Annotated in this window: 23 protein-coding genes; 11 read left to right on the top strand and 12 right to left on the bottom strand. The window is 45.1% G+C overall.

Annotation, left to right across the window (positions count from 1 at the left end; translation table 11 throughout):
* Positions 1 to 17 precede the first annotated feature (17 nt).
* From BFP72_RS00960 to BFP72_RS00925, 9 genes are all read left to right on the top strand, one after another.
* Positions 18 to 968 (top strand): alpha/beta fold hydrolase, encoded by a 951-nt coding sequence (locus tag BFP72_RS00960; RefSeq protein WP_369824002.1) that lies wholly within the window; start codon positions 18 to 20, stop codon positions 966 to 968.
* Positions 969 to 1,248: 280 nt separating this feature from the next.
* Complete coding sequence (locus BFP72_RS19060) at positions 1,249 to 1,404, top strand: hypothetical protein (protein ID WP_158233220.1); 156 nt, start codon at positions 1,249 to 1,251, stop codon at positions 1,402 to 1,404.
* A 376-nt stretch (positions 1,405 to 1,780) separates the two neighbouring features.
* Positions 1,781 to 2,431: a peroxiredoxin-like family protein gene (locus BFP72_RS00955; RefSeq protein WP_099597318.1), complete on the top strand. Its 651-nt coding sequence runs from the start codon at positions 1,781 to 1,783 to the stop codon at positions 2,429 to 2,431.
* Positions 2,432 to 2,885: 454 nt separating this feature from the next.
* Complete coding sequence (locus tag BFP72_RS00950) at positions 2,886 to 4,469, top strand: DUF1254 domain-containing protein (RefSeq protein ID WP_099597317.1); 1,584 nt, start codon at positions 2,886 to 2,888, stop codon at positions 4,467 to 4,469.
* 271 nt (positions 4,470 to 4,740) lie between these two features.
* A complete protein-coding gene (gene lysS / locus BFP72_RS00945; RefSeq protein WP_099597316.1) occupies positions 4,741 to 6,486 on the top strand; it encodes a lysine--tRNA ligase in 1,746 nt (581 codons plus the stop codon).
* A gap of 219 nt (positions 6,487 to 6,705) precedes the next feature.
* Positions 6,706 to 7,446 carry an EcsC family protein gene (locus BFP72_RS00940; RefSeq protein ID WP_099597315.1) on the top strand — a complete coding sequence of 247 codons (741 nt, stop codon included), beginning with the start codon at positions 6,706 to 6,708 and terminating at the stop codon, positions 7,444 to 7,446.
* Positions 7,447 to 7,456: 10 nt separating this feature from the next.
* Positions 7,457 to 7,951: a cupin domain-containing protein gene (locus BFP72_RS00935; protein WP_099597314.1), complete on the top strand. Its 495-nt coding sequence runs from the start codon at positions 7,457 to 7,459 to the stop codon at positions 7,949 to 7,951.
* Between the two features lie 188 nt (positions 7,952 to 8,139).
* Complete coding sequence (locus BFP72_RS00930) at positions 8,140 to 8,877, top strand: EcsC family protein (protein WP_158233219.1); 738 nt, start codon at positions 8,140 to 8,142, stop codon at positions 8,875 to 8,877.
* A 52-nt stretch (positions 8,878 to 8,929) separates the two neighbouring features.
* Positions 8,930 to 9,403, top strand: a complete 474-nt coding sequence (locus tag BFP72_RS00925; protein WP_099597312.1) for a nucleoside deaminase — start codon at positions 8,930 to 8,932, stop codon at positions 9,401 to 9,403.
* A 4-nt stretch (positions 9,404 to 9,407) separates the two neighbouring features.
* Here BFP72_RS00925 and BFP72_RS00920 read toward each other — a convergent pair whose 3' ends face one another.
* From BFP72_RS00920 to BFP72_RS00900, 5 genes are read right to left on the bottom strand one after another with little or no spacing between them, the layout of a single operon-like run.
* Positions 9,408 to 9,980 carry a non-canonical purine NTP diphosphatase gene (locus BFP72_RS00920; RefSeq protein WP_099597311.1) on the bottom strand — a complete coding sequence of 191 codons (573 nt, stop codon included), beginning with the start codon at positions 9,978 to 9,980 and terminating at the stop codon, positions 9,408 to 9,410.
* 3 nt (positions 9,981 to 9,983) lie between these two features.
* The gene (locus BFP72_RS00915; protein ID WP_099597310.1) at positions 9,984 to 10,691 is read right to left on the bottom strand and encodes an FKBP-type peptidyl-prolyl cis-trans isomerase; all 708 of its coding nucleotides are present in this window, start codon (positions 10,689 to 10,691) and stop codon (positions 9,984 to 9,986) included.
* Positions 10,692 to 10,694: 3 nt separating this feature from the next.
* Positions 10,695 to 11,546 carry an FKBP-type peptidyl-prolyl cis-trans isomerase gene (locus BFP72_RS19365; protein WP_099597309.1) on the bottom strand — a complete coding sequence of 284 codons (852 nt, stop codon included), beginning with the start codon at positions 11,544 to 11,546 and terminating at the stop codon, positions 10,695 to 10,697.
* Entirely contained in the window at positions 11,533 to 12,441 is a 909-nt protein-coding gene (locus BFP72_RS00905) for an FKBP-type peptidyl-prolyl cis-trans isomerase (protein ID WP_099597308.1), read from the bottom strand. The genes BFP72_RS19365 and BFP72_RS00905 overlap by 14 nt, the downstream gene beginning before the upstream one ends.
* Positions 12,431 to 13,444, bottom strand: coding sequence for a bifunctional oligoribonuclease/PAP phosphatase NrnA (locus tag BFP72_RS00900; RefSeq protein WP_099597307.1), 1,014 nt, complete (start codon positions 13,442 to 13,444; stop codon positions 12,431 to 12,433). The genes BFP72_RS00905 and BFP72_RS00900 overlap by 11 nt, the downstream gene beginning before the upstream one ends.
* A gap of 156 nt (positions 13,445 to 13,600) precedes the next feature.
* On the opposite strand from BFP72_RS00900, the gene BFP72_RS00895 reads away from it, so the two are divergent.
* The gene (locus BFP72_RS00895) at positions 13,601 to 14,020 is read left to right on the top strand and encodes a nucleoside-diphosphate kinase (protein ID WP_099597306.1); all 420 of its coding nucleotides are present in this window, start codon (positions 13,601 to 13,603) and stop codon (positions 14,018 to 14,020) included.
* Positions 14,021 to 14,057: 37 nt separating this feature from the next.
* Here BFP72_RS00895 and BFP72_RS00890 read toward each other — a convergent pair whose 3' ends face one another.
* The 7 genes from BFP72_RS00890 to rpmH form a co-directional block, all read right to left on the bottom strand.
* Positions 14,058 to 15,056: a YbhN family protein gene (locus BFP72_RS00890; RefSeq protein WP_369824001.1), complete on the bottom strand. Its 999-nt coding sequence runs from the start codon at positions 15,054 to 15,056 to the stop codon at positions 14,058 to 14,060.
* Positions 15,057 to 15,109: 53 nt separating this feature from the next.
* Entirely contained in the window at positions 15,110 to 15,859 is a 750-nt protein-coding gene (locus BFP72_RS00885) for a ScpA family protein (RefSeq protein ID WP_099597304.1), read from the bottom strand.
* Between the two features lie 70 nt (positions 15,860 to 15,929).
* Positions 15,930 to 16,448, bottom strand: coding sequence for a DUF2480 family protein (locus BFP72_RS00880; protein WP_099597303.1), 519 nt, complete (start codon positions 16,446 to 16,448; stop codon positions 15,930 to 15,932).
* Entirely contained in the window at positions 16,448 to 17,125 is a 678-nt protein-coding gene (gene tsaB / locus BFP72_RS00875) for a tRNA (adenosine(37)-N6)-threonylcarbamoyltransferase complex dimerization subunit type 1 TsaB (protein ID WP_099597302.1), read from the bottom strand. The genes BFP72_RS00880 and tsaB overlap by 1 nt, the downstream gene beginning before the upstream one ends.
* Positions 17,126 to 17,137: 12 nt before the next feature.
* The gene (locus BFP72_RS00870) at positions 17,138 to 18,781 is read right to left on the bottom strand and encodes a S41 family peptidase (protein ID WP_099597301.1); all 1,644 of its coding nucleotides are present in this window, start codon (positions 18,779 to 18,781) and stop codon (positions 17,138 to 17,140) included.
* Positions 18,782 to 19,183 (bottom strand): ribonuclease P protein component, encoded by a 402-nt coding sequence (gene rnpA, locus BFP72_RS00865; RefSeq protein WP_099597300.1) that lies wholly within the window; start codon positions 19,181 to 19,183, stop codon positions 18,782 to 18,784.
* Positions 19,184 to 19,214: 31 nt separating this feature from the next.
* A complete protein-coding gene (gene rpmH, locus BFP72_RS00860; protein ID WP_099597299.1) occupies positions 19,215 to 19,373 on the bottom strand; it encodes a 50S ribosomal protein L34 in 159 nt (52 codons plus the stop codon).
* 249 nt (positions 19,374 to 19,622) lie between these two features.
* On the opposite strand from rpmH, the gene BFP72_RS00855 reads away from it, so the two are divergent.
* Entirely contained in the window at positions 19,623 to 21,299 is a 1,677-nt protein-coding gene (locus BFP72_RS00855; RefSeq protein ID WP_099597298.1) for a M61 family metallopeptidase, read from the top strand.
* The last annotated feature ends 60 nt before the right edge of the window (positions 21,300 to 21,359 follow it).

The raw sequence follows: 21,359 nt of genomic DNA, 5'->3' as shown, positions 1-21,359 counted from the left end.
TAAAAATGACAAACGTAATGAACTCAACCCTTGATGAAATAGGGTTTCCCAAGCCTACTTTCATATCGGCCAATGGCGTAGAACTAGAAGTCTATGAAGCAGGTCGACAAAATACAGGAAAACCGATTGTACTATGTCATGGCTGGCCTGAGCATGCCTTTTCTTGGCGCTTTCAGATCCCTGCACTTGTCAAAGCTGGCTACCATGTCATGGTCCCAAACCAACGAGGGTTTGGGAACTCATCCGCTCCATCCGAAACAACAGCCTACGACATTGCACAGCTCACAGGAGACCTAGTGGCTCTACTCGATCACTATGGATATAAAAAGGCCACTTTTATAGGACATGATTGGGGGGCAAATATTGTATGGGGGCTTGCACTGTTGCATCCAACACGAGTAAACAAAGTGATAAACTTGGCTTTGCCTTATCAACAAAGAGGAGAAAAACCTTGGATCGAACTCATGGAAGAAGTCTTTGGAGGAGACCACTATTTCGTTCACTTCAATAGACAGCTAGGAGTTGCCGACGCGATACTGGACGAAAACAAGGCACAATTCCTGCGCAACTTGTTCCGCAAGAATGTACCTCTTGCTCCACCTGAGCCCGGAATGTTGATGATGAACCTTGCCAGAGCCGAAAAACCACTCGGTGAACCGATAATGAGCGAAAGCGAATTGGCAGTTTTCGTTTCCGCCTTCCAAACATCTGGGTTTACTGGAGGTATCAACTGGTACCGAAACCTAGACCGAAATTGGCACCTACTGTCAGATGCAAACCCAATCATCCCACATCCTACACTGATGATCTATGGTACACAGGATATGATCCCTCAGTCCGAAAGCCTACAAGATTTCGTCCCTAATGTAGAAGTAGTCAGTCTAGATTGCGGCCATTGGATTCAGCAAGAAAAACCCGAAGAAACCAATCAAGCCATCTTGCAATGGCTGAAACAACAAAATGAATAAGTAAATAGAGACACATTCTCCTCAAAACCGAACAGATTGGAGAAACTGGTTAAAGAAAAATCGCCAGTTCAAACAGTCTGTTTGGTTTGTCTATTTTTAGGTCTTCTACGAAGACCCCTTCTATCCACTGGAGGAGGCAGTAAATGAGGTCCTTTGCTTTGGATGAGTAGATCACATAAAAAACTCTTGACAAAGAAAAACGGTTCTTGGTCATTGTACCCAAATAGTAATTTTCATTAAAAATAGCGATTGTAACAGCTGTATATGAGACATGGTTTTGTTGAAAACTATAATAAATTCTCCGACTGGAAATGTCGAAAAATCTGACTTTGATATCCTGACTCCCGTAGCTGCGGTTTATACACACTATACAGAAAGCGACGATTTCGAAATGGTTTTCAATAAGGTAGCAACCCTGATCAAAGAGAGCGAATGATCCGCACATGCGATGAAATCAACGAAATAGCCAAACAATAGAAGCCCTACCGCCCAAGGTTCTCACCTTGAAGATGCCAGACTAAATGAACACGCTAGGGGTAGATTCATTGACTAAAAACATACATCCAAGAACCTGCGCGGGTTTTCAGACACACATCAAATGGCATTGAAAAATGGTGGAGAGACCAAGGTCGTCCTCATGCATAACCCTACAAATGACTAGAAACGACTCGAAAGTCTCACGCAGATGGATTAGTTTGGCCAGCCCAAATAGAGCTGTAGACTTTGAATATTAGTAGACTACTTGATATAGCGCACGATCAAAATCCTAAACTAGACGTATTGAGAACAACATAAGTCCTAAAAAGAAAACGATGAAAACCTTAAAAGAACAGACAGAAGCCAAAATTGCAGCAGGGCGACAAGCTAATCCTGACTTCATGAAAGGGGTTGACGATATCATCCGAAAAGCCAAAGCTTTTCAACAAGGCGATGATGCGATTCAAGTTGGGCAAAAAGCGCCAGCTTTCGAACTCCCCAACGCTGAGGGCAAGTTGGAATCCTTAGACTCTCTATTAGCCAAAGGGCCACTTGTGCTGACCTTTTACAGAGGCAGTTGGTGTCCTTATTGCAACTTACAGCTTAGAGCCTTGCAGGCTCGACTAGACGAGATTCATGCACTGGGTGCGACATTGGTTGCCATCAGCCCACAAGTACCTGATGGATCAATGAGCAAAAATGAAATAACAGAAATGGATTTCACCGTATTGTCAGACCAAGATGCGAAAACTGCCTCTCAATACGGCATAGCCTGGGAAGTGCCCGCATTTTTGAAGGAACACATGCGCGTGGATCGCAACCTTGATTTGGAAACAATCAATAACGGCAACAGTAGTATATTACCGATTCCAGCCACGTTCATCATCGGGCAAGATGGGGTAGTCCTATGGAATTATGTCAACGTTGACTATCGAACACGTTCAGAACCTGAAGAAATTATTGACGTCTTGAAAAATATGTCCTAAACAAAGCGTATACAACGATTTTGGTATACGCCCAAAGCAGAAGCTTTTCTACGAATACCCAGTTGTACCTATCCCTTACAACTGCCTTGCAACCCCAGTATCCTCTACAAGAACGAAATAGCTCGATGGCATGTCCAATCACGCTACGTCACAAGAGGGCTGGGTAAAACCTAAGTCCCTTCTCCTTGCTAGCCTGCTAGCCATACAGCATACAAACTAGGTCGCGCGCTATGAGCAGCTCTATACTCGCCTACGTAGGATCCCACTGTAGTACCTATGCAATACGCAATGACTGAGTGAGCCCAAGTGTTTTGAAAATCAGTAAAACTCTGAAAAACAATACATAAGCGACAATTACAGCTTATCTTGAATAGAAATTCATTCTTCCAAACAACTGATACGAAGATGTATTTTCAACAACTGGATCTATCCCTAAACTAAAGACTAACTAAACATGAATGTAAGACGCAAATTATCCATCGCCATTGGCTTTGTTGCTCTCTTGACTACAGGCTGTCAAAACACCAAAGAAGAAGGCAAGAATGAAGAAAACCTTATTGAAACCAACTCAATAGCACACATCAAAGAAAAGTACAATACAGATATACCGACAAAAATACTGACACCTGATGTAGTAGACACCAGGATAGGCTCATTGAAATTCTTCGATGGTTTACCCTCACAGGCTACCGTCGAAAAAGTGTATGACAACCTCGATTTTATGCGAGGTGTTGAAACTTTCTTGAATGGCGTGCCAGCGACTTCCATAGAAGGCCTAAGGCTGGGGATGAATGAAGTGGGTGCCACTGCATCAAATCAAGTCGTTATTTTCGATGAATTATTGGACTCTACCCCCTTATTTTTGACAGGGAATACCAGTACCGTATACGCTTCTACTTTTTTCAACTTACAAGAAAGTGGCCCCATCGTCGTAGAAGTACCAACAGGTTGTGGCCCTGGTACAGTCAACGATGCGTATTTCAGATTTGTGGTAGATATGGGGGGGCCTGGTCCTGATAGAGGGCAAGGGGGCAAATATCTAATCCTTCCCCCAGACTACAATGGTGAGACACCTGATGGATACTTTGTCGCACAATCCACCAGTTATGTCAATTGGCTCATCCTCCGAGGCTTTTTGGTGGACGGAAAACCAGACATGTCATCCAAAATGTATCGTGAGGGATTAAAAATTTACCCCCTTAAAGACAAAGACACTCCTCCAGCCATGGAGTTCATCAATGTTTCAACCAAAGATTTCAATACCATCCATGCCAACAACTACGATTTTTATCATGAGTTGAATGAAGTTATTCAACGTGAACCTGTCTCCTTTCTAGACCCAGAGTTAAGAGGCCTATTTTCAAGTATTGGTATAGAAAAGGGGAAGACTTTTAGTCCAGATAAAAGAATGCAAGAAATACTAGAAGATGCTGTAGAAGTAGGCAATGCAACCGCTCGAGCTATTTCCTTTAGAACACGGGAAAAAGAAGCCACGATTTTTAAGACGGGGCATTGGGAATCAGGGTTCTTGGGAGGAAGTTATGAATGGTTGAAAAATGAAGGAAAAGGTGGCCGCTATTTGGATGCCCGCACACGCTTTTTCTACGTTGCTACGGTCAACACTCCAGCGATGGTCTTGAAAATGGTGGGCTTGGGATCCCAATACGCACTCGGTGTCTTGGATTCTGAAGGAGAGTATCTAGATGGCAGTCAAAACTACACCTTGAACATCCCTGCAAATGTCCCCGCAAAAGATTTTTGGTCAGTTGTAATGTATGATCCACAAACACGCTCGATGCTCCAAACCGATCAAGCCTTGCCCAGCGTAAGTAGTAAAAGAACCCCATTGATAAAGAATGACGATGGATCCGTCACTTTGTATTTTGGACCTACAAACCACACTCCTCAAGGTAAAGAAGCCAACTGGCTGCAATCCATAAATGGCAAAGGCTTTTTCGTATTGTTTAGACTCTATGGCCCACTTCAACCTTGGTTTGATAAAACATGGCAACCAGGTGATTTTGAGAGAGTAGATTAACTGCACCCCCTTGAATAGACAGTCGCTGAACATACCTCACGGCTGTCTATTCACTCTTTCCTTTATTCCCATCTTACTTGACGCTGACCCTATCTCTCTGACTCAGCGGATCACCCCGCTTGATGAAATAACCGAGTAGAAACAAAGTAGCTCACCTCCTTGCCAGGCAAGTACAGCCACTACCTCCTACACACGCCTAATATTATTGGTCAATCCCTGCACAGTATTGACCGAATAAATTAATTTTGCCGCTTAATTTTTATACAATACCATGATTTTAAGCGAACAGGAAATAATCAGACGTCAAGCCAGAGAGCAACTGATGCAATCGGGCATTGATCCCTATCCATCTGACACCTTCGAAGTGAACGTGACTACCCAAGACATTCACCAAAACTACGAAAAGCGAAAGACAGACTACAAGGATATTTCTATCGCGGGTCGACTCATGAGTCGACGCATCATGGGGTCAGCATCATTTGCAGAGCTGCAGGATGCCTCAGGTCGTATCCAGATCTACTTGCGCCGAGATGACCTCTGCCCAGATGAGGACAAGAGTCTCTACAACACCGTCTTCAAAAAAATGATGGATATCGGTGACATCATCGGTATCAAAGGCTATGTATTCACCACTGAAGTAGGCGAGATATCGATACACGTCACTTCACTCAAGCTGTTGACCAAGTCCCTCAAGCCCCTACCAATCGTCAAGGAAGCCAAAGACGCCGACGGAAACGTCAAGACCTTTGACGCCTTCACCGATCCAGAGATGCGCTACAGACAGCGCTATGTCGACATGATCGTCAACCCAGAGGTACGCGAGACGTTCGTCAAAAGAACACAACTCGTCAATTCGATGAGAAACTTCCTCGCAGACCGAGGATACCTAGAGGTAGAAACCCCTATCCTACAGCCACTATACGGTGGAGCAGCGGCACGTCCGTTCAAGACACACCACAACACACTGGACATGACGCTCTATTTGCGTATCGCCAACGAGTTGTATTTGAAAAGATTGATCGTCGGAGGGTACGATGGCGTATTTGAGTTCTCCAAGGATTTCCGTAACGAAGGTATGTCCCGCTTCCACAACCCAGAGTTCACGCAAGTCGAGCTCTATGTAGCCTACAAGGATTACGAATGGATGATGGACTTGACAGAAGCCATGGTAGAAAAAGTCGCCATGGACCTACACGGCACGACCGAAGTACAAGTCGGTGACAACATCATCAACTTCCAGCGACCTTGGAAGCGCTACACGATGTTCGAAGCGATCGAACACTTCACAGGTATCGACATCTCCGAGATGGACGAAACAGGCCTCAGAGAGACCGCCCAAAAACTCAACGTACCCATCGACGAAACCATGGGCAAAGGCAAGCTCATCGACGAGATCTTCGGAGAGAAATGCGAGGGTCAGTTGATCCAACCGACCTTCATCACCGACTACCCAGTAGAGATGTCACCACTCGCCAAAAAACACAAAAACAAGCCAGGGTTGGTAGAGCGCTTCGAAGCGATCGCCAACGGCAAGGAAATCTGTAATTCGTTCTCAGAGTTGAACGATCCTGTAGATCAACGCGCGAGATTCGAAGAGCAACTCGAACTCGGCAAGCGTGGCGATGACGAAGCGATGGTACTCGACGAGGACTTCCTCCGAGCACTCGAGTACGGCATGCCTCCTACGGCAGGACTGGGTATTGGGATCGATCGTCTCTCGATGATGATGACCAACTCCAACTCGATACAAGACGTCTTGTTCTTCCCCCAGATGAAGCCTGAGAAGAAAGTCGTAGCACTCACGGCAGCACAGTACGAAGAACTTGGTGTGGCCAAAGACCTCATCCAAATCCTACAGAAGATTGGCATGGTCACCAAGCAGCAATTCGCAGAAGCCAAAGACGGAAAACTGCACCAAGACGTCTGTGGCAACAAAAAGAAGATGAAACTCAAAGAGGTAAAGAACCCTAGCCTAGAAGACGTGCAAGGCTGGATCGCCAAAGCAGGCGAAGAGTGACATGTAGATTCTCGATCATTAGACTCTAGAAATTAGACGAATTGATCGAGGCAAAAAACAAGAGAAAGCGACATGCCTAGCAGTTTGTCGCTTTTTTTATACCCTTTTGAGATACATCAGTTTTTCAGGCCATGTTCATTTTAGTAGGAAAATACCCTCCAAGACTATCTTCGAACATCCGATTTGTGAATCACCCCTCTAGATGACTAACTTACCCTTGTGAACAGCTACGAAGACAAAATCACCCGAGAGTTGGCCGAATGGCAAAGTACGATGCAGCGCACGCCGAGTTTCTCCAACGAGAGCATCAAGAATTTCCAATCCAAAATCCAAAACCTCATCCCAGAAAAAGTCCATCAAGTGATAACCAAAGCAGTCAAGGAACTGACACGCGCCGTACTCTTCGGAGCAGCATTCACGACAAGCAAAAAAATCACTGGCCCCATCAATCTCATGGACGCAGAAGACCATGTCAAAGAACGGATCAACTTCTATACCTCGTCGGCCACTGCCGAAGGAGCTATCACGGGATTCGGAGGCTTTCTCAGTGGTTTGGCAGACTTTCCGCTCTGGCTGAGCATCAAGATGAAAATGCTCTTCGAGATTGCCCATAGCTACGGGTTTGACACCAACGACTACAAAGAGCGAATCTACATTCTGTACGTTTTTCAACTGGCATTTTCTAGTCAACAGCGCCGTATCGAACTCTACCACTTCATCTCCAACTGGGAACAAAACCAAAATAATTTGCCCGAAGACATCAATAATTTCGATTGGCGCACGTTCCAACAAGAGTACCGTGATCACCTTGATATCGCCAAGCTCCTGCAGCTGATCCCAGGGATCGGTGCGGTAGTTGGTGCCTACATCAACCACAAACTCACCAACCGCCTAGGTAAAACAGCCATGAACGCCTACCGCATGCGGCTCGTTCAAAACACACCCAAAATTGAAGATTAACCCCTCCAAAATGACTGATTTAGACAATTTGATCCAAACCCTCTCACTCGTACCACACCCAGAAGGGGGCTATTACAAAGAAACCTACCGCAGCACAGACAGTATCCAGCTTGCCTCCCCCTTTGACGGAGCACGCAACTACTCCACGTGCATCTATTATTTACTGACTTCCGAGACTTTCTCAGCCTTTCACCGAATCAAACAAGACGAAATCTGGCACTTCTACCAAGGAGCAACCATTGATCTCCACCTCATCCATCCGGATGGGCGCCACGAGCTGATAGAGATTGGGCACGACCTAGGCATGGGGCAAGTCCCACAATACGTCGTCCCAGCCGGTGTGTGGTTTGCAGCTGAAGTCAACGAACTAGACGGCTATTCCTTAGCAGGTTGCACTGTAGCACCAGGTTTTGACTTCCAAGATTTCGAACTCGCCGATCGTGAAGAATTGATCACAAAATTTCCTCTGCATGCAGAGCTAATCCGCCAATACACTCGAACTTAAAAGGATTACCTAACTATTTTTTTACGTGTTATCACGAATAACATCTCTACACTCGTTGCCCTTTCTTTGCATTGTGATCCTTCTATTCTTGCTGACAAGAACAGAAGGGATCATGGACCTCCTTTCCTATGCAATAGCATAACCTAATGTGACTCACTCCGGCCTAATCGTAGTAAAGCAACATACAGGTGACCCATAGAGAAAAAATCAATTCGGAATTAGACGCTTGGCGCAGACGACTGGAGACACCTCCTACCTCTTCGTACAAAACTGTCAAAAGAATACAGCGCAGAATCAATCTATTCATGCCCAGAAGCATGCATCACTTGATCGCCAAGATTGTCAAAGAAACGACTCGAGCTGTACTACAAGGTGCTCAGTACACGACTCCCAAACGTGAATTCACCCTTCAAATCCACAATGCCGAAGAAATGATCCGCGAATCCATATGGTTTTACTCCTCGTCCGCTGCAGCACAAGGTGCCATCACAGGACTAGGAGGTTTGGTCAGTAGCATAGCGGATTTCCCTCTATGGATTAGTCTGAAGATGAAGATGCTCTTTGAGATTGCAGGGTACTATGGATTCGACACCCTCTGTTTCAAAGAACGGCTTTTTATTCTTCATATTTTCCAACTGGCATTTTCGAGTCAGGACCGACGTGTCGCCGCGCTAGCGCATATCGAAAACTGGAGCGAAGTAGCCCAAACACTTCCTGACAACTTACATGCCTTTGATTGGGAGCGATTTCAGGATGAGTACCGCGACAACCTAGATATTGTCAAAATCTTTCAACTCATCCCAGGGGTAGGTGCGGTGATTGGCGCATGCGTCAACCAGAAACTGACTTACCGTCTAGGCAAAACAGCCATGAATGCCTACCGCATCCGCTTGATGAAAGAAGACAGATTGGCCATAGCGAACTAATTTTTTTTCAAACCGCAAACAATCCTGTCCTACTCTGATGTAAATTAGAGGCATGTCATTTGAAGCGAAGCACATGCAAAAAGCCATTGATTTGGCCATGCATTCCATACAAGAAAAGAGTGGTGGTCCTTTTGCTGCGGTCATCGTCCGCCATGGAGAAGTCATAGGCCAAGGCCACAACACAGTCACTGCCAGTCATGACCCCACTGCACACGCCGAGATCAATGCCATCCGTGATGCCTGCCAACGCCTCGGAGACTTCCAATTGCAAGACTGTGAGATCTACACTACCTGTGAACCCTGCCCCATGTGTCTCGGAGCAATCTATTGGGCTAGGCCCAAAGCAATCTACTATGCTAGCGCCAAAACAGATGCCGCTACTGCAGGATTTGATGATCAGTTCATCTACGACGAGATCGCTCTCCCAAGCCCCTCACGAAAAATAAAGACGCAACAAGCCATGAGACAGGAAGCCCAAAAGGTATTCACTGCATGGAAAAACAAAAAAGATAAAACGGAATACTAGGCGACTAGCCCTGCAAAAAAGAGACCAGGGCCTGCATGGCTCTACCTCGATGTGAAATGCGATTTTTAGCTTCTGCAGACATCTCTGCAAAGGTCACATCATGCCCCTCTGGCACAAAGATGGGGTCATACCCAAAGCCCTCAGTGCCTTTCAACTCTTGGGTAATACTCCCCTTGACCACCCCTTCGAATTGCAATTCTATGTCATCAAGAATGAGGGTAATCACAGTGCGAAAACGTGCCTGTCGATTGGTCTTTCCCTTCAGCTTTTCGAGCAAAAGCTTCATATTGGCTTGGTTGTCCTTTTCTTCGCCAGCATAGCGCGCCGAATAAACCCCTGGCTCTCCTCCCAACGCTTCGACTTCTAGCCCAGTATCATCTGCAAAACAGTTGACCCCAAAATGCTCCGCTACAAACTGTGCTTTGATCTTAGAATTTTCATCCAAAGTAACGCCATCTTCGGGAATCTCATCCACACAACCTATCTCATTGAGACCTACGACCGTATACCGGTCACCCAACATTTGCTTCACTTCTCTGAGCTTGTTGAGATTGTGTGTAGCGAAACAAATCTTCATGGCTTAGGGACGTATATTATCAACGTAAAACTCAAAAATTAATACAGAATTGGCAGGTATATTGGTCAACTCGGCAGTCCCATACCCTAAAGCAGAAGGGAAAATTGTCATTCCCTCTCCTCCTGTACCTATTTCAGGAGTAAGATACTTCACAGCTTCACGGTACCCTTTGATCGCTCCTGAAGGAATCCCTGCACCGCTAGCAATATAATTGTAAGTCATGGGCCTATAAGACTTGAGGCTAGAATAAATCCCCGAGACACTCCCATCATAATACTGAAGAGAATCAAGTGTAGTCTCTATGTCAAAGCCTGTTTCGGCCATAGCGGCCGCTATATCTACACCATCGGCCACCCAAGCCAAACTATCCTCATAGATAGCCACTTCTTTGATCGAGGTATCGAAAATTTCTCCATTCGTCAATTTACCAATATAGTCCAAAGAGACAATCTGATTGATCTCAGCAAACACGCCATCCCCTACTGATACCACGCCATAGCGTACACCATCCTCAGTAGAAGAAACATTGGTATAGCCGTTGTCCTCAAGGTATGTTTCGATGATTTCTTCGTCGATCGAAGCTTGCGCCAAAGAATCTTGATACGCTTGTTCTATGTCTGCTTGCTCATCCTTGACGGGATTGCTACAGGATGCTACGATACCCATCGAGACCAATAGACCCCAAAATACCAACTGCTTATACCTCTTCATCTACTAGCGTATATCTATTACTTCTATTTCAAAAATCAGATCATCATAAGGCGCAATCGATCCAGAACCTGCAGTTCCATATCCCAGCTCGTACGGTATGTACAAGGTGCCTTTTTGCCCTTTCTTATATAGTGCAATTCCTTCATCCCAACCTGCGATGACTTGCTCTTGGCCGATGACAAACGTAAAAGGCGTGCCTCTGTCTATCGACGAATCAAATTTGGTACTATCAAGTAGATACCCTTCATACTGCACAGTGACACTTTGGCCTGCTTCGGGCAAATCACCTGTCCCTGCACCGTCAACTGTATAAATAATCCCACTGGCCGTCGTTTGATAGTTGTTCACTTCATTTTCTTGGACGAAGTCTTCCATCGTAGGGTTAAACTCCGTTGGTTTGATGACGATGCGCAGATCTTCATAAGGACGAATCGTCGTAGATGCACCTGCACTGCCCCACCCTAGAGCATAAGGCGCAAGCACAGTCGCCTCGTCATTGAGTCCCATTCGGAGCAATGCTTCCTGCATCGCGGGCACTACAATTGAGTTCTCATCCAATGACGTGATCCACAGCAAACTGTCAACATAGCCATCAAACAACAAATCACCATTCATTGCATAAATCTTTGTCAAAAAAAGTACGACATCATCACTACCTATTTGCTCCCCTTCACCATCCGAATCCAAACGAAAATAGAGGCCCGAATCAGTCACAGTATATGCAGACACATCATTGAGTGCCACATATTCTTCCAATGTCCCTCTAGGATCAGATGAGCCATCGTCCTCTTTACACGAAGTAAAGAGAACGGTAGCTACCAACATCGCCGTAGCGATAAACTTACTTTTCATCATTTGCTTTAATACCTAATAACTCCACATCAAATTTCAAAATAGAGTTAGGTTTGATTGTTCCTCCTGCGCCTCTTGGCCCATAAGCTAATGCACTCGGGATGTAAAGCGTTGCTTTAGATCCTACGTTGAGTAGCGCAATGCCTTCGTCCCATCCTTGGATGACTCTGCCCTGGCCTAGCGGAAACTCGAATGGCTGATTTCTATCATATGACGAATCAAACTTCGTGCTATCCATCAACATTCCACTATAATGCACAATCACTACGTCACCCACAGCTGGTTTGTCGCCATCACCTTGCTCAGTGATCACATATCTCAACCCTGACTCTGTTACTTCAGCAGTGATGTTGTTTTCCGTCAAAAACAAATCGATTTCTTCTCCTTGTGCGATGGTTCTTTCTTCTTCTTCAGCCATCATTTTTGCTTGCTCCTTTTCCAATCTTGCTACGCGATAGTCCTGAAACTCATCAAACGTCATCTGATCTTGCATGCCTACATAGAACTGAATCTCAGATTCTGCTCCAATGGAGTCAGGCACAGAAGGTGCACCAAATGTCTTCACAAAAAGCTCTGTTGCGTTGATTTTGAATGTAATACTATCTCCTACTTTACATAGACTCAATACTTCGTAAAACACTCTAGAAGTATCCCACTGAGACGCATAGTAAGGCAACGTAATCGGCCCACCTCTCTCATCAGAAGAAAAGATATCAAAACCTTTGTCCGTTGTATACTTCATGTTCACCAACAACACACTGCTATCTTTCAAGGCTTCTTCGCCTCTCTTTTGATAAGACACTTTTACTCCCGATTTGGTTGTAACTACATCTTCGCATGAATAGAAAAATGTCGCCAACGCGATCATTGACAACAACATTAAGGTGTTACGCTTCATAGTTTAATTCTTTTGTTTGGCCTTGAACCAGTTCTTTAAATTTATTTATTGTGGTCTCTAGATCATCAAATGAAACTCCTCCAGCTGCATTTTTATGTCCTCCTCCATTGAAATACTTTCTTGACAATTCGTTGATCGGGATGTTTCCAAACGAACGAAATGATATTTTTACCTTCCCTTCATCTTCGATAAAAATCGCAGACACCTTGACGTCCTTGATACCCAAGCCGTAGTTGACCAAACCTTCCGAGTCACCTGTCTGGTAGTTGAATCTCTTCTTGTCCTCTGTCGTAAGGTAGAAGAAGGCTACGGGTGTCCCTTCGATCACTTCCAGTCGCTCTGACAAAGCAAACCCCAAGAGACGCATCCGATCCAGTGAACTATTGTCATAAACGTTGTGACTGACCTTGGATATGTCCGCTCCCAACTCCATGAGTGTTGCCACGATGTTGTGCACGTGAGGTGTCGTTGACGGAAGTTTAAAGTTGCCCGTATCCGTCATCAGTCCCGCATAGAGCGCCTCCGCCATGGCTTTGGTGATTTTTTCGACATCTCCGAGCATTTCGATCAAGTCAAAGATCAACTCAGCCGTCGCTGCAGCCTCTGTACTCCATAGCACATATTGTGCAAAGGTCTCTGGATTGAGGTGATGGTCGATGAGAACCTTTTCGGCCTCCGAATCTCTCACCATTTCCCCTAGCGCACCAATTCGCGTCAAGCTCGAAAAATCTAAGCAAAACACCAAGTCTGCATTTTCTACGAGATACTGTGCCTTTTCTTCGTTTCCTTCAAAAATCAACACGTCCTCATTGCCCTCCATCCACGTGAGAAAATCCGGATAATCCGTCGGAGTGATCACACATACCTGGTGGCCCAGCTTCATCAGATAACCCGCCAACCCCAATGAAGAACCCAATGCATCTGCATCTGGCTTGACATGAGTAGTGATTACAATCCGCTTGGGTAGGTTTAATTTTTCCTTTAAAGCTGCTAGATTCTGCATTTACATTGATAAAGAGTGTGCAAAATTGACAAAATTTAATTGAAAACCAAAAGCATCGCACTAACTAACACGCAATCAAAAAGATTACCTTTTTTATCCTCGACATTCGGGCTAGCTTTGCGGCATAAAAAAAGACGTCAAAATCAAAAAACAGTAATGGCAAACAACAGAACGTTCACAATGATTAAGCCGGATGCTTTCGCAGACGGGCACACAGGAGCAATCCTAAAAATGATCGAAGAGGCTGGCTTCACAATCAAAGCAATGAAAACAGTAAAGCTCAGTGCAGAAGATGCGGGGAAATTTTATGCAGTACACAGCGAGAGACCCTTTTATGGAGAGCTATGTAGCTACATGTCCAAAGGGCCCATCGTCGCAGCAATCCTCGAAAAAGACAATGCCGTGGCGGACTTTAGAGAATTGATCGGCGCGACCAACCCTGCAGATGCTGCAGAAGGTACAATCAGAAAATTGTATGCCAAATCACTCGAAGCAAATGCCGTACATGGATCCGACTCAGACGAAAATGCAGCCATCGAAGGTTCATTCTACTTTTCAGAGATCGAAAGAATATAAGAATAGAGGCGGGGTCTTGGGTACACCGAGACTCTGTCTACTTGCCCTTGTTGAAAAACCGACTCTTCACCCATCTCGGCAAAAAGATCGCCCCTAAGATCAAGTACGGATAGTACGACATCAATCGCCAAAAAATACTTGACACGAAGGTGTAATCCCCTAAATACTCATAAAAGAATTGATTAAAAAAATACTCCGCCGTACCTGAGCTACCCGGCGTAGGAGAGACTAACATTACGATCCACATGATCACTTGTCTCGAAAACACCACCATGTGCTCTGGCACACTCAAGTTGCTGTAGGCCTCCACGAGGCTATTGAGCATCAAGTAGCGAGCCACCCATATAAAGGTCGTCGCGGCAGATATCTTGACCCAGTACGACACTGCTTTGCCCTTGAGCCCATTGGAAGCCATGATGATCTCATCACCATATTGATTGGCCTTTTCTCTCCATTTTTTGAAAAATCTAAAGCCCGTAACCTTCAACAAAAACCACTTGAATGCCCTCGGTCTCACAAACAAAGCGTAAGACATCACTAAAGTATACACAGCAATCAGTCCATAGCTCAAAAAGAACAACAACTGTAAACTCGTACCCAGTTCCAAGTCCATGGCCTGTACATCTGGAAAAATCATCCCCTGTGTCAGCAGCATCACGATCGGTGCTGCAATCACAAAAAACAGATTGTCCAAAATCGCAGTGAGCATTACGTAGGCTAGTGATTTGCCCACATTGATCCCCTCAGCCATGAAAACAAAGACTACTACCGCTGTGCCTCCTACAACAGAGGGGGTCACCGCAGAAGCAAACTCCCACAAGATGATGATGACGATACTCCGAGACCAGTTGAGTTCTCCGTCCGATATCGTTTTGACGCGATAGACATAGCCTGCATCCCGTGCAAACAACACCAAAAACGCCACAATCACTGAGGACAATTTGGCGTCAAATATCAACTTGAGTGTATCAGATGTAATGTTTGGATCGCTGTAAAAGAGATAAAACACGATGGCCAATCCAAGTGCAATGGGCATCCAGATCTTTTTGGGGTCAAGAACCTGAAACACCTTTTTACTGTTTATATCCATTAGTCTACGGGTACCTCCTCCTGTTTCTCTATCCAAAAATTATTGAAGCCCTCTCCCAAATGGAGCTTTACCATTTGCAGCTGCAGCAATTCCAAGATGGCTAAAAAATTAAAAATGACATAGATTTTCTCAGGATTCTCCTGAATCAAATCTGTAAAGGCCATCCTCGAGGACACTTGCAAGGAATCGAGGATGTGTTTTTTTTGGTTAGATATGGTATATGGGTATTGGACGACTTGGTGCACAACCTTATTTTTCTCCATCTCGTAGCGACTCATCACTTTCTGGTAAACTTTTAAGATCTTGAACAAGTCTAAGTTCTGCAGTTCAGCCTCGACATTGGTCGATTCTGCCAAAGCCCTAATTTCCTTGGTAATGTTGCCTCGCTTTTCTCTGTCCAAACGGTCAGACTCTAACTGAACCATCTCCCCAATGATCGATTTGTAGCGCTTGTACTCCAAGAGATGACGGACAAGCTCTTCACGAGGATCTATTTCATTTCCTTCCTCATCCACACTAGGCCTAGGGAGAAGCATCTTGGCCTTGATCCGCATCAAACTAGCAGCGACCAAGATGAATTCACTCGCCACTTCGATGTTCATTTTTTCCAAATGATGGACATAATCCAAAAACTCCTCTGTAATCTGAGAAATCGGAATGTCGTAAATATCCAACTCGTCTCTTTCGATAAAAAAGAGGAGAAGGTCAAAGGGGCCTTCAAAAAGCGGGAGTTTTACTTCAAATTTCAAATTGGTTATCCTTAGTCTCTCAAAGGTATATGGATTCACCCTTATGGAAAAATCCGTGAGAGATACTTTACTAGGATTTAGATTTTGGTCGTTTGTAAAGAGGGACGGCACTACATGCCTCACCGTACATCAAACTACTGACGACAGGGGTCAATAGACGTGTCAGCTCTACATAGGCAAACTCAGGCACAGGAAATCGTCCACAACCTTTGACGATCACTTTGCCGTCTCGGTATTGCTCCAAGTCGATTTTGCTCAAAGCTTGCTGAAACAAGAAATTCTCCAAATGACTCATATCTCCAAAGACAACCGATTTGGCGATGGGTTCGAGGATCGAAGACAGCAGCATATATGCCCAAGTCGGCACGATCGCATCGACACTACAGTATACTGCTACGTGCTTGCCTGCATACTGAGACCAGTCGTGCTCCTTGACGAAAGCGCGAAAATCCTTTTCACGCAGCACCAACTCATTGAATAAATTATCTTTGATATCAAACTGTATTCGTGGCGCTTGGTCGTAGTAGGTTTCTAGATCAAAATTGATCAGCGAACTCTCTGCTACTTTATTGACTATTTCTCCTTCCATTATTTCTTTGCTGTAGCTAATCTAAACTCCTTCAAATAGAACGGCTCAAACGAAACAACGTTCTCAAATTCTCCCTTTTCAAACTTCCGACCTGCCAAAATCCCTACATCCACAGCCGAAGGGTGCACATGATCTAGAAACAACGCGTGAGGGTGATGAATGATTTCTTTGCACTTCTCCGCACCGTCTCCAAAGAACAAGACCTTGGCACCTTCCAACTCTTTCACAAAGCTATTTTCGTCGATGATCACAGGTTCGGTCTGCTCTACGACCTCAAACTCCGCATTGACCAGCATGGTATAGACCTCCATACGCCTTGCATCGATCATCGGACGAAACCATCCCACCTGTGGGGCATATTTATGCACTTGGTATGCCATACTCTCCAGGGTATTCACCGCGATCAGCGGGATATCCAAAGCGTAGCAAAGCCCCTTAGCAGCAGAAGTTCCGATCCTCAACCCAGTATACGAGCCTGGCCCTTCGGATATCGCTACTGCATCGAGATCGCTCAACTTGTGTCCTGCATTGTCTACCGTCTGCTGTATCATCACATGTAGCAATGATGAATGCGACTTATCTATGTGGTAGTGCTGCAAACCGAGCACACGTCCCTCTTGAATCAAAGCTACAGAACCACTCTTGGTCGAGCTATCTATACTGAGTATTAGTGACAAAATAGTACGAGTTTATTTAGATAATATCTTATTGTATCGCGAAGGGCTATTGAGCACCTCTTCCGCTTTTAGGACCACAGGATCGTGATCTAGTGCTGCTTCAATCATCCCCTCTTGGTAATAATATCGACTGACAATTTCTTCTTCTAGCATGAACTTCACCTCCGCCTTGTAGTCTCTCAAATAGTTCCTTTTGAGCATGGACACCTTTTCCTTTAGACCCTCGATGGACGGGTGCAAGCCCTCGTAAAACTTCTCCTCCTTAGACATCTCTATCAAACCTTCGATCGCTTCATCAATCTGCGACGAAAAACTCAGGTCTTTGGACTCGATCCAAGTTACAAAATCTGCGTATTCAGCATCTGTCAACTCAAATGCTCTCGGCTGACTGATTTCTGGATGCTTGGATCTATAGATGTTGGCATAATCAAACATGAAGTTGTTGTTGATGATGTTGTAGAGCAAGTGCGAATATTTACGTTCCTCGACCAACACATCGGGGTTGATACCTCCTCCGTCATAGACCGTTCTTCCATTGCGTGTTTTGAAAGCTACTTTGAGAGAGTCTGGGATTTTGCCCACACTACCGTCAGGGTTGCGATGGGAATAATCGATCGCTTGTATACATCTACCACTCGGGATATAGTACTTGGCTGTCGTGATCTTGAGTTGTGCATTGTAAGGCAATGGGCGTGTTGCTTGAACCAAGCCCTTGCCAAAAGTCCGTTTTCCAACCAATACACCTCGGTCGTAATCCTGCATCACACCTGACACAATCTCTGCAGCCGAAGCAGTCCCACTACTTGTCAAGACGACCAATGGGATCTCCTCATCCGTACTGGGTGCTGGAGCTGTATAACTCTTGTTCCATGAGGTTTTTTTCCCTTTGGTATTCACGACCTCTTTCCCTTTCGGGATAAAAACATTGGCAACTTTGACCGCTTCGTCGAGTAGCCCTCCTGGGTTATCTCTCAGGTCCAAGACCATTTTCTTTGCTCCCTTGCCTTTTAACTCCAACAAAGCATCTTGTACTTCTTCGCTAGCATGTGTCGTAAAATCACTAAGGAGAATATATCCCGTATCCTTATTGAGCATGCCATAGTAAGCCACATTGTTGATGGTTATTTTTTCGCGGGTAAGGGTAACGAGCATTGGGTCCACCACTCCATAGCGGTGCACTATCAAGTCCAGCTGAGTTCCAGGTTGTCCTTTGAGCATGTTGCTGATCTCATCCGAATCAAGCCCCTTGAGTGACTTGCCATCGATATGGGTGATTTGATCACCGATTTGCAAGCCTGCATCATGAGCCGGAAACCCCACATACGGCATCAAAACCGTATTGACTCCATCACGCTTGCCTACTACGGCACCAATACCACCATACTCACCAGTCGTGATCGTACGATAACTCTCCAGTTCACTCTCTGGGATATAGTCTGTGTAAGGATCCAACGAACTGAGCATCGCATCGATACCTGTCGTGATGATCTCTTCGTCTGGCAGCTGATCTACGTAGTGCGTATTGAGTTCGCGATATAGGGTTGCAAAGATGTTGAGATTGCGCGAAATCTCGAAGTAGTCATCGTCAGAGAAGGTGAACGAAAACATCCCGACCAACAATGCGCTTCCTACTATACCTATGATGACTCTTTTCATTTACACTGTTTTTTCTCGTTCGGCTAATAAACGACGGAGTGACCCAATTAGTTTTTTCTGAATGAAATCGAAAGAATGAATCTCCTTTCCCGTGTAAATATAGGCAATCGACAAAAACTGATCTGCATTTTCGATGAGTTGCTTGTTGAGCCGATAGGATTCTCTAATGAGTCGTTTGATGCGGTTGCGATCCACGGCTCGTTTGAACTTGCGCTTGGATACCGAAATCAAAATCTGATGGCAATCTGCATCCGATCGATCGATCGGTGTGTGCTTGATGCTGAAGGGGTAAAAATAAAAAGATGCTCCTTTCGAAAAAAGAGCATCAATTTCCTTTTTGCTATTGAGTCTTTCCTTCTTGGAAAAACTGTGCTTTTTGATCGTAACTTCTTCTTCCTCCATATATCTCGAAGGAACAAAATTAAGCAGAAACTTACTTCTTGCTACCTCTTTCGTCAGATACAGTCAATTTTTTTCTTCCCTTAGCTCTTCTTCTAGCGATGACAGATCTACCGTTAGCATCTTCCATTCTAGCTCTGAATCCGTGCTTGTTTTTTCTTTTTCTCTGCGAAGGTTGAAACGTTCTTTTCATTTTTTTCTTATTTTATCTTAATCGGAATCAGACCACTATTCTGTCCCTTCTTTTAATCTATCCTGTATTTTCTGTAAAACCCTAAACCAGAGCCTCTTTAAAAAATGGAGTGCAAAAATAAGTAGCTTTTATATAATTACAAACATGTATGTCATTCTTTATTGACCCAAGTCATTAAAAATGAAGGATTAACTCCTGAACACTCATTTTTTTCACCCTCAAATATGATATTTGTCCAAACGCTCGCTTATGATTTTTTGCCACATCTCCTTCAAAAACCCACACAGTCACTTTGCCAACATCAAAATCAAGTTTGCAAATCTAACTAAAGGGCCTCAAGAATTCACTCTACCAGCATGGCGTCCGGGCCGCTACGAACTTGACCCTTTTACAGATCATATCTTTCGGTTTGGAGTGTCAGATGAGGCAGGAAGACCACTCGCTTGGCGCAAAACTACCCCCAACACTTGGATCGTTGACAATCCTAGCACTCAGGCCTTGACCTTGCGCTACGACTACTACGCGTTCAAAATGGACGCAGGCAACTCCCTCGTGGACAAACAGCAAGTCTACCTCAACTTCATCAATTGCATTTTTTACCAAGTCGGAAGGATGGACCTACCCTATACTGTATCTCTCGACCTACCAAAAGATTATCTCATAGCCTGCGCTCTCGGAACACGCCCCACACTCCAAGCATCTAGTTACCATCAGCTGGTAGACTCTCCTGTCTTTGCCAGCACGAAACTCCGAGACCTCACCTACACCATTGACGGACACGAGTTTCACCTCACTTTCCAAGGCGAACACCCGCTCGACGAAACCAAGCTACTTGCCGATTTCTATCAATTCACTCGAGTACAGATGCAAGCCATGGGCGGATTCCCTTGCCAAGTCTACCGCTTCTTAGTACAGTCCCTAGACTACACACACTACCACGGTGTAGAACACGAAGATTCTACCGTACTCGTACTCGGTCCTAACACCCCTGATACACACGACAACTACCGCGAGATGCTACTAGGCGTAGCTTCACATGAACTGTTTCACGCCTGGAATGTCACCCGAATCCGTCCCGCCGAAATGTCCCCATATGATTTTTCCAAAGAGGTTCTCTTCGATACAGGCTTTGTCGCGGAGGGATTTACCACCTATTATGGTGACCTTTTTCTGAGACAGTCCGGAGTATTTTCCCATCAAGCCTATTACAAAGAAATCAATACCCTACTCTTGAGACACTTCCAAAACTACGGCAGATTTGAAAGCAGCCTGCTCGAATCCTCCCAAAACCTCTGGGTAGACGGCTACCAAAAAAGTACCCCTTCCAAAAAAGTCTCTATCTACGTCAAAGGAGCACTGGTCTCAATGATACTCGATATCCAGATCCGTCAATCCACAACTAGTCAACATAGCTTGATCGACGTGATCCAACAGATGTACGCATTACATCGATACGAACAAGGTGGATACACACTCAGCGACGTGTACGCACTAATCGGCAAGATAGGGGGAGAGCACGTACTGACGCTCGCCCGCGAACTGGTAGAAACTACCACTCCAATAGAAAGCATCCTACAACAAACGCTCGCTCTCGTAGGGTGCTCTCTCGTGTCAGAACCTCACTCCAATGAGTTCACTGCCAAAACTGGTATCTTATTAGACCGAAACCGCATCATCGATATCGCCCCGAAATCGATTGCCTACCAGGTCGTTTCAATCGGAGATACGCTCACCCATATCAATGGTACATTACTTGAAGAGGATTGGGAGATCAGTGACACCACTGTTCTCACGCTTGCCGATGGTTCTACCTTGACACTACCAAGTAGCACTGAGACATACTACTCGTACTACAGTATAGTGGATGACCCTGCAGCAGACACCTTGCAAAATTCACTCAAAAAAGAATGGCTTGGTGATGAATAATAAGCACTTATCTTTTCAGCTAACTATCTAAAGCCGTAGCTTTGCTCGACTATCCCCCAC

The organism is Reichenbachiella sp. 5M10 (assembly GCF_002742335.1).
Classification (GTDB): domain Bacteria; phylum Bacteroidota; class Bacteroidia; order Cytophagales; family Cyclobacteriaceae; genus Reichenbachiella.
Note: the sequence above shows the minus strand (reverse complement) of the source record. Positions and strands in the feature narration are given on the sequence as shown.